We start from the raw sequence: 790 nt of genomic DNA, 5'->3' as shown, positions 1-790 counted from the left end.
ATAAGTCTGACTTCCAGTGGTGGTAATATTGCCATTTAATGATGTTGTTCCACCTGCATTTGTTAGTAAACTTGCAGCGGTAACTGTGTTAAATGTGGTTGTCGCTGCACTATTAGCAATAATATTTGCTAATGTTACATTATTCGCAAATGTTAAATTTCCTGCACCTGCATTAGCTGTAAAATCTAACCCAGTCCCAGTCAGGGTATTATTGAATATAATACCATTGCCTGTGAAGGTGCTGTTATTGAATAAAGTTACTGGACTATTATAAGTTTGCAGTGCGGTAGTGTTGACATTACCTTTGATATTTATATTATTACCAGTGGCTGTTAAATTGTTTAACGCTGTTGTACTACCGACATTTTTCTCAAATGTTAAATTTCCTGTACCTGCATTCAGGGTTAAATTACTATTACCGTCTACAGTTTCATTAAAGGTAATTTCATTTCCTGCTAATGTGGGGTTATTCGCAATGGTGACATTATCGTTATAAGTCTGACTTCCAGTGGTGGTAATATTGCCATTTAATGATGTTGTTCCACCTGCGTTTGTTACTAAACTTGCAGCGGTAACTGTGTTAAATGTGGTTATCCCTGTACTATTAGCAATAATATTTGCTAATGTGACATTATTCGCAAATGTTAAATTTCCTGCACCTGAATTCAAGGTTAAATTACTATTACCGTCTACAAGTTCATTAAAGGTAATTCCATTTCCTGTTAATGTGGGGTTATTCGCAATGGTGACATTATCGTTATAAGTCTGACTTCCAGTGGTGGTAATATTG

General features: G+C 35.4%; 1 pseudogene. It reads right to left on the bottom strand.

Annotated elements, in window-relative coordinates:
- Positions 1-790, bottom strand: a pseudogene (locus tag FFR48_RS28200) (hypothetical protein); the annotation flags it as partial.

The sequence above is a fragment of the Sphaerospermopsis reniformis genome, assembly GCF_005402885.1.
In the GTDB taxonomy this organism is placed as follows: Bacteria; Cyanobacteriota; Cyanobacteriia; order Cyanobacteriales; family Nostocaceae; genus Sphaerospermopsis; species Sphaerospermopsis kisseleviana.
The sequence above is the reverse complement of the archived record's forward strand: the minus strand, read 5'-3'. Positions and strand labels throughout refer to the sequence as shown.